This window comes from Streptomyces sp. NPDC001219 (assembly GCF_053597915.1).
On record NZ_JBSFJF010000070.1, the window covers coordinates 24,361 to 34,015 of the forward strand.

Genomic DNA, 9,655 nt, shown 5'->3' on the forward strand with positions numbered 1-9,655 from the left:
CCCCTTCGGTGACGATCCCCGGCTGGTGCCGCGGAACGTATCCCCGCCGGGGTGAAGGTTCAAGAGCGAGGGCCGCCTTTGCTGATGGAGCGTCAGTTTTGGTGTGGGTGGGCGGTGCGGAGGCGCCGTGGCGGCCGGGCGGTCGCCCCGCCCCGTATGTCCGGCCTCCATGAAATCCGCACCTCTCCTCCGTGAGGATGAAATCGGGTGCGGACGTGCGCAACCAGCGTGGGAGACGTAAATGCTTCCCGCCGGTGATGTCGCGGTTCCCGGGGGCTGGTGGGGTGGAGGCTGTGCAAAACCGTACTGCGTACAGTGGTGGCGGCAGCCCCGCCCCGGAGGACCTCGACACACAGCTCACCGTCGAACTCGCGTCGGTCGTATCCGCTGCCCGTAGGCGAGCCACCCGCGACGGCGACCGGCAGGTCGACACCGCGCATCTGCTGCACGGCCTGCTGGAATCGGACCCCGCGGTACGGGACGCCTTCGACGGGCCGCCGCAGGTCGCGCGGCTGCTCGGCTATCTCGTCCAGCGCAGCATCGGCTACGGACGCCAGTGGCACGGCACCGTCGAGGACTCCGGCGCGGTCCCCGTGGTCTCCGAGGGTGCCGTCCCCGGATGGTCACCGGCCGCGGCCGCCGCCCTGGACGGCGCGCTGGACCGCGCCCACGCCCGCTACGCCACCCGCGCGGGCTGCCTCGACCTGCTCGCCGCTCTCGTCGACGACCCCGAATCGCGGGCCGTCGAGGTGCTGCGCCGGGCCTCCGTCGACACCGCCCGGCTCGCCGAGCGGCTGGACGGGGAGCGTCCCGGCCAGGACTGACAGGGGTCTCGGGGGTGGCACTGCTGACGACGGCTGCCATGATGGCCGGATGCACGCGTCTTCGGGGAGCCCGGCAGGAGCATCGACCGGCTCGGGCCAGGGAATATCCGGGTCCTTGGGGGCCCAGCAACCATCGCCCGCCCCCGGGGAGGGGCGGCGCCGGACGGCCGGAGGGCGCGGCGCCGGCCTCGGGATCGCCCTGCTGTCCGCGCTCGCCTTCGGCGGTTCGGGCGTCGCCGCCAAGCCCCTGATCTCCGCCGGCCTCGAACCGCTCCAGGTCACCTGGCTGCGGGTGGCCGGGGCGGCGCTGGTGATGCTGCCGCTCGCCTGGCGCCACCGGGATCTGCCGCGCCGCCGCCCCGCGCTGCTCGCGGGTTTCGGGCTGCTCGCCGTCGCCGGCGTCCAGGCGTGCTACTTCGCCGCGCTCTCCCGTATCCCCGTCGGGGTCGCGCTCCTCATCGAGTATCTGGCGCCCGCCCTGGTACTGGGCTGGGTCCGCTTCGTGCAGAAACGGCCGGTCACGCGGGCCGCGGCGGTGGGTGTGGTGCTGGCCGTCGGCGGACTGGCCTGTGTCGTCGAGATCTGGTCCGGGCTGACCTTCGACGCCCTCGGCCTCGGGCTCGCCCTCGGCGCGGCCTGCTGCCAGGTCGGCTACTTCGTGCTCTCCGACCACGGCACCGACGGCGACGAGGCGGTGGACCCGCTCGGGGTGACCGCCTACGGCCTGCTGATCGGCACCGTTCTGCTCACCGTGATCGCCCGCCCCTGGGGCATGGACTGGGCCGTACTCGGCGGGGGAGCGGAGCTGAACGGCACTCAGGTGCCCGCCGCTCTGCTGCTCGCCTGGATCGTGCTGATCGCGACGGTGGCGGCCTACCTGACCGGAGTGGTGTCCATCCGCCGGCTCTCGCCGCAGGTGGCCGGTGTGGTCGCCTGTCTGGAGGCGGTCATCGCGACGGTGCTGGCCTGGGTCCTGCTCGGGGAGCATCTCTCCGCACCGCAGATCGTCGGAGGGGTCGTCGTACTGACCGGCGCCTTCATCGCGCAGTCGGCCAAGCCGAAGTCGACGGAGACGGTGCGGGTGGCCGGCGCCGGAACGGGGACGGGCGACGGGCCAATCGGGGGCGGCGGGTCCCCGGCCTCGCCGGCCGCTCCGGCGTCCGCGGCCCGGACCGGGGATGACTTGTCGGCCGGTTCCAGTGCGACATAGGGTGCCGATCATGCATTCGACTGTGCTGCCCCCTCCCGCCGCGTAACGCGGGCGGCGGCCTCCGAGGAAACCCCGGCCCGGGCTGGTTCCCGGGCCGCTGGTCGCTGCCTGCACACGGGACCACGCGACCACCGCACGGCGCAGCACGCCGTCTGTATCTCCCGGAGCACGTCTTCCATGCACACCACTCCTTCCTCCGCCCTGCCCGTGGGCCGGGGGCTGTTGTACGTCACGCTCGCCGCGACCGCCTGGGGCACCGCGGGCGCGGCCGCCGCCCTCCTCTACCGCGGCAGCGGACTGGGTCCGCTCGCCCTCACCTTCTGGCGCACCTTCGGCGGGCTGGTCCTGCTGCTCGCCGTACGGGCGCTGCTGCGCCGCCGTGCCGGCCTCGCCGCCGTCCCCGTGCCGTACGAACCGCTGCGCAGCCGCCTGACCCGGACGGTGCTGACCGGCCTCGCCCTCGCCGTCTTCCAGGCCGCCTACTTCGCCGCCGTCGAAGCGACCGGGCTGGCCGTGGGCACCGTCGTCACCATGGGGGCGGGTCCCGTCCTCATCGCCATCGGGGCGCGGGTGACGATGGGCGAACGGCTCGGCGCGGGCGGGGTCCTGGCCGTCGCCGGGGCGCTGGCCGGGCTGGCGGTCCTGGTCCTCGGCGGCGACGGCGGCGCGTCCGTCCGGCCGGCCGGTGTCGGGTGGGCGCTGCTCTCGGCGGCCGGCTGCGCCGCGATGACGCTGATCACCCGGCGGCTGGGCAAGGGCGGCGGCAGTGATCCGTACGCCTCGACGGTCGGTGCCTTCGCGGTCGGTGCGCTGGCCCTGCTGCCGCTCGCCGTGGTGGAGGGACTGTGGCCCCAGGCGCACGATCTGGGTCGCAGCCTCTGTCTGCTGGGCTATGTCGCGGCGGTGCCGACGGCGCTGGCCTACGGGCTGTACTTCGCCGGCCTGGCAGCCGTCCGCGCCGCGACCGCGTCCGTGATCTCCCTGATCGAACCGGTGTCGGCCGCGGCCATCGCGGTGCTGTTCCTCGGGGAGCGGCTCACGGTGGCGACGGCGGTGGGAACGGGGGTGCTGCTGACGGCCGTTGCCGCGCTGGCGGTGACCGAGGCGCGCGGAGCGGTGGCGGCCGCACGGACGGCGGCGCCGGTGGCGGGCTGAGAGCGCGGGGGCCCGGCCGGCGGTGTCGGCCGGGCCCCCGCGGGGCAGGGGGCCGGTCAGGAAGCGGGCTTCCCCTTGGCGGCCGCGGCCAGTCTGCGCTGCTGATGGGTGCGGGCCGCCGCGTCCCCGGGGCCGTCCCGCTCGGCGAGGCGTTCCGAGACACGGTGCTGCACCGCCTCGCTCCGCTTGCCCCCGTATTTGAACTTGGCCCGCACCTCCCGCACTTCCAGGCGCAGCCCCCGGATGCCGGACAGCAGCCGTCCGTAAGGGGCCGCGCCCGCGGCGACCGGAGCCGAGCCGCCGTCCGGCTGGAAGTGGCCCGTCTGGCGTCGCAGCAGTGCCGCCTTCTCCTCCGGGGCGTCCACGACATGGGCGGTGCAGATCAGCTGGACCGCGGCATAGAAGCTGGTGGGGACGCCGTGTTCGGGTGGCTGGTCCTCGGCGGCCTGCCAGGGGCCGGGGATGAAGGTGTAGTCGTCCACCACACTCAGCAGCACCGTCGGCCGGTCCTCCAGCGCGCTCCAGAGCGGGTTGGGCCGGGCCAGATGTGTCACCGCCTCGCGGCGGGCCGGGTCGTAGGCGAAGTGCAGTGGCTGCACCATGGGCGGCTCGCCGGGCCCTCCGTTGGCGGCCAGCTGGCCGAAGTCGTGTGCCGCGAGCCACTGTTGCCACTCGGCGTCGTCGCTGGGGGCGTCCCAGGGGTGGATCAGCACGGTGACTCCTCAGCGGGCGGAGAGATATGCCGGCTCGGGCGTGCCCGGCACGAGGTCGTCGGACGGTATGGGGGCGCCGTACACGGGGGCCACGGGCAGGACGCCGCTCCAGTACGGCAGCGCGAGATCCTCCGGCTCGTCGTTGGGGCCGCCGGTGCGGATCTTGGCGGAGACCTCGCGCAGGTCGAGGCGGATCACGGCGGTGGCGGCGAGTTCCTTGGCGTTGCCCGGCCGGGAGTCCGCGGCGCGACCGGCCAGCACGTGGTCGACGAGCGCGTCGAGCGCGGCCGTCTTCTCCTCCGGGTCGGTCACCTGGTGCGCGGTGCCGTGCACCACGACGCAGCGGTAGTTGATGGAGTGGTGGAACGCCGACTTGGCCAGCACCAGACCGTCGACATGGGTGACCGTCACACACACCTCCAGGCCCGGGTCCGGCGCCGCACCGGCCATCCGCAGCGGGCGGGACCCGGTCGAGCCGTGGAGATAGAGGCGGTCGCCGACCCGGCCGTAGAGCGTCGGCAGGACGACCGGGGAGCCGTCGCGGACGAAGCCCAGATGACAGACGTAGCCCGCGTCGAGGATGGCGTGCACCGTCTCGTGGTCGTAGGCGGCGCGGTCGCCGGCGCGGGTGGGGGTCGTGCGCTCGGTCGGTTCGTACGACGCGGCTCGGGACATTGCGAACTCCATTGCACTAGTGCATAATCAAGTTTGTGCTAGGAGAGTATCGGATTGAAGGGCGGCGCGCATCGGAGATCGCCGCCAGCGTCGAGCGGGCCGTCGGTGCGGGCGCGCTCATGCCGGGTGAACTGCTGCCGCCGCTGAGGGAGTTGGCCGTCTATCTCGAGGTCAATCCGAATACGGTCGCGGCCGCCTACCGCAATCTCCGCGACCGCGGGGTGATCGAGACCGCGGGCCGGCGCGGCAGCCGGGTGCGCCCGCGCCCCGCGAGCACCTCACGCGAGGCGCTGCGGGTGGAGGTGCCGCAGGGCGTCCGGGACGCCTCCGACGGAAACCCCGATCCTTCCCTGCTGCCCCCGCTGGAGCGGGCGCTGGCCGAGGCGGCCGCGCGCAGCGCCCGGCGCCCCGCGCTCTACGGCACACCCGCCGTGGACGACGATCTCGCGGCCCTCGCCCGCGCGGCGTTCGCCGCCGACGGCGTGACCGAGGCCCCCGTCGCCGTCACCAGCGGCTCACTGGACGCCATCGAGCGGGTGTTGGCCGCCCATCTGCGGCCCGGCGACGCCGTGGCGGTGGAGGACCCGGGGTGGGGCAGCCTGCTGGACCTCATCCCGGCACTCGGACTGCGCCCCGTCCCGGTGGGGGTGGACGACGACGGGCCGCTGCCGGAGGAGTTGGCGCGCGCGGTCCAGGACGGAGCCCGTGCCGTGATCGTCACCGACCGGGCGCAGAACCCCACCGGCGCCGCCATCGGCCCCGCCCGCGCCGCCGAACTCCGCACCCTCCTGGCCGAGAACCCCGGCATCCTCCTCATCGAGGACGACCACGGCCATGGCATCGTCGACCTCCCGCTCCATCCGCTCACGGGCATCACCGACCACTGGGTCCTGGTCCGTTCGACGGCCAAGGCGTACGGTCCCGACCTTCGGCTCGCCGTGCTCACCGGCGATGCGCTGACCATCGACCGGGTGGGCGGCCGGCAGCGCCTCGGGCCGGGCTGGATCAGCCATCTGCTCCAGGACACGGTCGTGCACCTGTGGCGGACCTCCGCGATCGACCCGAAGGCCGTGGCCGGGGCGTACGGCCTGCGGCGGGAGGCGCTGATACGGGCGCTGGCCGAGCGCGGGGTCCGTGCGCGCGGCCGCAGCGGGATGAACGTCTGGGTGCAGGTCCCGGACGAGACCGGTGCGGTGGCCCGGCTCCTGCACTCCGGCTGGGCGGTGGCCCCCGGCGCGCGCTTCCGCCTGCACTCGCCACCCGGCATCCGTATCACGGTCTCCGGCCTCTCCGGCGACGACATCGCCCCGGTGGCGGACGCGGTGGCCGTGGCGACCGGGGTGGGGGAGGCGCGGCGGTACGAGTGACGGGTGGTGCGCGAGATAGCTGGGGCCTGCACGGCGGGAGTGTGAACCGCAGCTGCTCTCAGGGTTGTTGATGGGATGAAGCCCCCGAGGTGAAGCTCGGGGGCTCGGGGCCCTGCGGGCGGTCCGGGGTTCGCGGGCCGCCCCGCCGACGGAGGTGGTCAGTCAGCGGTCGAGCCGGTCCGCTGACTCCTCGGGCGGTTCAGGCGGGGCCTGCTCTGGGTGAGGGCGGCGCCGGCCAGGATGATGAGCGCGCCGACCGGGGTGTTCCAGCTCAGCCCCTCGTGCAGCAGGGCCACGCCCGCGGCGGTGGCGATCACCGGGACGACGTAGGTGACCATCTGCGCGGTGGTGGGGCCGATCTCGGCGACCAGGCCGTACTGGATGAGGAAGGCGAAGCCGGTGCCCAGGGCGCCCAGGGCGAAGACGGCGAGCAGCGGGATGACCGGGTAGCTGTTCGGCGCGGTGGTGAACAGCGGCGTCACCACGGCCAGTTGGGCGGTGGCCAGCAGCAGCTGGGCGCTGGACATGGACAGGTGGGACTGGCCGGCGCCCGCCAGGGTGCGGCGGACGTAGATCCAGCCGATGGCGTAGCTGAGCGAGGCGCCCAGCGCCATCACGGTGCCCGCCAGATCCGTGCCGGCGAAGCCCTGCCAGGCGCCGAGCACGGTGAGCACGCCCAGGAATCCGAGGCCGAGGCCCGCCACCCGGCGCCGGGTGGGACGGTCCTCGGAGAGCGCGACGACCGACAGTGCCATGCCCCACAGCGGCGAGGTGGCATTGCAGATGCCGGCCAGTGTGGAGGGGATGGTCAGCTCGGCGTACGCGAAGAGGGAGAACGGCAGCGCGTTGAGGAAGAACGCGGCCACGGTCAGATGGGCCCAGGTGCGGGCGGACGGGGGAAGCCGCTCGCGCCGGACAGCGAGGACGGCCAGCAGCGCCAGCGCACCGAAGGCGACCCGGCCCAGCGTCACCTGCAGTGGGGCGAAGCCCTGGGTGCCCACCTTGATGAAGAGGAAGCTGAAGCCCCAGACGAGGGAGAGGGCGGCGAAGCGGAGCTGCCAGGCGCGGGCCCGGCCACCGGCCTTCGCGGCCGCGGCAGTGACAGTGGCAGTAGCGGAGGTGCGCGGCGAGGCGGGCGCGGTGGTCGCGGCGTCCCCGTCGGCTGCGGGGCGCGCAGGTGTGGCCGGAGAGATGGTGGTGGCGGAGGAGGCGGTGGGTGCGCCGGTGGCGGTGCTCATGCGGTCAACGATGCGGCGTACAACTTCGTAGCACAAGCGAGAATTCGTGGGTGGTATCGCTTAGCATTGCTTATATGTTGAACCTGGATCGCCTACGGACGCTGAGCGCGGTCGCCCGCCATGGTTCGGTGAGCGCGGCCGCCGACGGGCTGCATGTGACGACCTCGGCCGTCTCGCAGCAGATCGCCAAGCTGGAGCGGGAGACCGGTCAGCAGCTGCTGGCGAAGAACGGGCGCGGGGTGCGGCTGACCGACGCCGGACGGCTGCTCGCCGATCATGCGACGCGCATCCTGTCGCAGGTCGAGCTGGCCCAGGCCGAGCTGGAGGCGCATCGCGGCCAGGCGGTGGGCGAGCTGCGGATGGGCGCCTTTCCCACCGCGGCCCGGGGTCTCTTCCCGGCCGCGCTGGTCGCCCTCCGCGCCCAGCACCCCCAGCTGCGGGCGGGGCTGACGGAGATGGAGCCGGACGAGTCGGTCCGCGGAGTGGTGCGCGGCGACATCGATCTGGCGGTCGTCCTGGACTGGTACAACCGGCCGCTGTCCCTCCCCGACGGGCTGGCGAAGGCCCCGCTGCTGGACGACCCGGCCGATGTGGCGATGCCGTCCACCCATCCGCTGGCCCGGCGGCGTTCCGTGGAGCTGGAGGAGTTCGCGGACGACGAGTGGATCTCCTGGCCCCAGGGGGAGTTCTGCAATGAGTGGCTGATGTTCACGCTGCGCAGCAAGGGCATCGAGCCGCGGGTCGCGCACATGGCGGAGGAGCACGGCACTCAGCTCGCCCTGATCGCGGCCGGGCTGGGCGTCGCGGTCGCCCCGCGCCTCGGCCGTGGGCCGGTGCCGGAGGGGGTGAGCGTGGTGCCCGTACGCCATACGATGCGCCGCCATGTCTATGCCATCTGGCGCGCGGACGCCGACCGCAGGCCCTCGATCCGGGCCGCCGTGGGAGCCCTCCGCGCGGCCGGTGAGGGCCTCCAGGGCGCTGCTGACTGACACGGCCGAGGCGGCCCCGCCCGGCCGACCGCCTCCCGGCGCCGCTCAGGCCGGCGGGACGATGCCGCGGATGACGCCCAGCTCCAGCAAGTCCTGTGGGCGGATGCGGAGTTGGTCCGCGGTGGTGTGAACCTCTGCCGGGTCGCGTTTGAGGATGGCCGCCGCCAGCTCCGGGGCGATCACGGAGAAGTAGCCGTCCGGCGTGGCCCAGAGTCGGTCCGGTGCGGCGAGGGCCAGTGCGCCGCCCGAACCGCCCTCGCCGATGAGTAGGGAGGTGACGGGCACCCGGGCGGTGGCGAGGGCCGCGAAGGTGTCGGCGATGGCGGCCCCGGCACCGGCCCGCTCGGCCGCCGCGTCGTTGGCGGCGCCCGGCGTGTCCACGAGGGTGAGGACCGGGATGCCGAGCCGGTCGGCGAGCCGGACGAGCCGCGCGGCGGTACGGAAGCCCGCCGGGCGGGTGGCCGTACCGCACTGGGCGGCGAAGGCTACGGTGCGCCCCTCGCGGTGGCCGAAGCCGCACCGCATGCCGGGGTCGACGCCGCCGCAGCGGTCGCCGCTGATCTCCTCGAAGCCGTCGAAGTACGCGCGCAGATACGCCTCGGCGTGCGGCCGCCCCGGTGCGCGGGCACGGACCACCGCGCCCCAGCCGGTCTCCGGCAGCGCGGGCGGGCCGAGCGCGCCCGGCGGGGGTGCCGGCTCCACGGGCGTATCACGCAACTCCTGTGGTATGCACAGTAGTTGCAGCCACCGCTGGAGCGTGGTGCGCAGCCGGTCGGGTGGGACGACGGCATCGATGTGGCCGGTGGCCAGCTGCCCCTCGGCGGTGTAGGCGGCGGGGTCGGCGTCCGGGGGACGCACCCGTGAGCCGGCGAAGCCGACCTGGGCCCCGGGGAGCGCGAGGATCACATCGGCGCCCGCGCCCAGGGTGGCCCAGCCGCCGCCGGTCGTCGGATCGCGGAGCACCGCGAGCTGCGGCAGTCCCGCGGCACGGTTCAGCGCCGACTGCCGTGCCACCCGCTGGAGTTGGGTCAGCGCACGCATCCCTTCCTGCATCCGGCTGCCGCCGGTGGCGATCAGCGAGACCACCGGGAGGCCGTGCTCACGCGCATGGGTGTAGGCGGCCTCCAGGCGGTCACCGGTGCGTTCCCCCAGGGAGCCGCCCAGATAGCGGAACTCGAAGGAGAGCACCACCGCTTCCCGGCCGCCTATCGTGGCCAGGGCGGTGACCACCGACTCGTCCTCGCCGGTCCGTTCCCGGGCACGGGCCCGCGCGTTCCCGTAGCCGCGCCAGCCGAGGGGGCCGTCCGGTGTGGACACCGTCCCCGAGGCGCTTCCGGGGCCGTCGGGAACGGCCGACTCGCTGTAGCTGTCCGCCACCGCCGCGATGGCCTGACGGGCTGTCAGCCGCGCGCACGGCAATGTCGGGGCGGGGGCGTGGCCTGCCGCGCCGCCGGCCGCCGCGCGGTCGCCGACTGCGGCCCGGT

9 protein-coding genes are annotated in these 9,655 nt (G+C 74.3%); 5 read left to right on the plus strand and 4 right to left on the minus strand.

Going from position 1 to position 9,655, the window contains the following annotated elements; genetic code table 11:
- Window positions 1-293: 293 nt before the first annotated feature.
- From ACWC9R_RS31010 to ACWC9R_RS31020, 3 genes are all read left to right on the plus strand, one after another.
- Window positions 294-824, plus strand: coding sequence for a Clp protease N-terminal domain-containing protein (locus tag ACWC9R_RS31010; protein WP_450736472.1), 531 nt, complete (start codon window positions 294-296; stop codon window positions 822-824).
- Between the two features lie 49 nt (window positions 825-873).
- Complete coding sequence (locus tag ACWC9R_RS31015) at window positions 874-2,034, plus strand: EamA family transporter (RefSeq protein ID WP_450736474.1); 1,161 nt, start codon at window positions 874-876, stop codon at window positions 2,032-2,034.
- 177 nt (window positions 2,035-2,211) lie between these two features.
- Window positions 2,212-3,189 (plus strand): DMT family transporter, encoded by a 978-nt coding sequence (locus tag ACWC9R_RS31020; protein WP_450736476.1) that lies wholly within the window; start codon window positions 2,212-2,214, stop codon window positions 3,187-3,189.
- A 56-nt stretch (window positions 3,190-3,245) separates the two neighbouring features.
- Here the strand turns inward: ACWC9R_RS31020 and ACWC9R_RS31025 are convergent, their stop codons facing one another.
- Together ACWC9R_RS31025 and ACWC9R_RS31030 are read right to left on the minus strand one after the other, a co-directional pair.
- Entirely contained in the window at window positions 3,246-3,902 is a 657-nt protein-coding gene (locus ACWC9R_RS31025) for an FMN-binding negative transcriptional regulator (protein WP_450736477.1), read from the minus strand.
- 9 nt (window positions 3,903-3,911) lie between these two features.
- Window positions 3,912-4,577: a pyridoxamine 5'-phosphate oxidase family protein gene (locus ACWC9R_RS31030; RefSeq protein WP_450736479.1), complete on the minus strand. Its 666-nt coding sequence runs from the start codon at window positions 4,575-4,577 to the stop codon at window positions 3,912-3,914.
- A 35-nt stretch (window positions 4,578-4,612) separates the two neighbouring features.
- Between ACWC9R_RS31030 and ACWC9R_RS31035 the strand changes: the two genes are divergently transcribed.
- Window positions 4,613-5,944, plus strand: a complete 1,332-nt coding sequence (locus tag ACWC9R_RS31035; protein ID WP_450736481.1) for an aminotransferase class I/II-fold pyridoxal phosphate-dependent enzyme — start codon at window positions 4,613-4,615, stop codon at window positions 5,942-5,944.
- Between the two features lie 158 nt (window positions 5,945-6,102).
- On the opposite strand, the gene ACWC9R_RS31040 is transcribed toward ACWC9R_RS31035, so the two are convergent.
- A complete protein-coding gene (locus ACWC9R_RS31040) occupies window positions 6,103-7,182 on the minus strand; it encodes a DMT family transporter (protein ID WP_450736483.1) in 1,080 nt (359 codons plus the stop codon).
- A gap of 74 nt (window positions 7,183-7,256) precedes the next feature.
- Here ACWC9R_RS31040 and ACWC9R_RS31045 point away from each other — a divergent pair, with 74 nt between their 5' ends.
- The gene (locus ACWC9R_RS31045; RefSeq protein WP_450736485.1) at window positions 7,257-8,171 is read left to right on the plus strand and encodes a LysR family transcriptional regulator; all 915 of its coding nucleotides are present in this window, start codon (window positions 7,257-7,259) and stop codon (window positions 8,169-8,171) included.
- A gap of 45 nt (window positions 8,172-8,216) precedes the next feature.
- Here ACWC9R_RS31045 and ACWC9R_RS31050 read toward each other — a convergent pair.
- The coding region (locus ACWC9R_RS31050) for a carboxyl transferase domain-containing protein (RefSeq protein ID WP_450736487.1) at window positions 8,217-9,655 on the minus strand (1,439 nt) is incomplete at its 5' end.